This window comes from Paraburkholderia sp. SIMBA_054, assembly GCF_046534875.1.
GTDB lineage: Bacteria > Pseudomonadota > Gammaproteobacteria > Burkholderiales > Burkholderiaceae > Paraburkholderia > Paraburkholderia hospita.
The window spans coordinates 1-242 of record NZ_JAWRXV010001550.1; the positions used below are offsets into that span (position 1 = coordinate 1).

Annotated in this window: 1 protein-coding gene; it reads right to left on the reverse strand. The window is 59.1% G+C overall.

From position 1 onward, the window contains the following. A partial coding sequence (locus SB822_RS60245; protein WP_410859533.1) for a PepSY-associated TM helix domain-containing protein occupies window positions 1-242 on the reverse strand: 242 nt, incomplete at both ends.

Consider the following 242-nt stretch of genomic DNA (forward strand, 5'->3'; position numbering starts at 1 on the left):
GGTGTAGGTGATCATCGCATGGTAAGGCAGTGCCAGCACCGCGCTGGCATTGTGGAAGTCCAGCCAGGAGCGCTGGCCCTTGCCCGGCCGGAAGGTGAAGAAGTCCTTGAAGATCTTCTTGTGGGTGATGATGCCGCTGATGATCGCCACCAGAATGAACATCGCGCAGAAGCCGACGATGTAACGCGCCCATACCACCGGCAGGTAGTGCAGGTCGAAATGCAGCCGGTAGAGGAACTCGC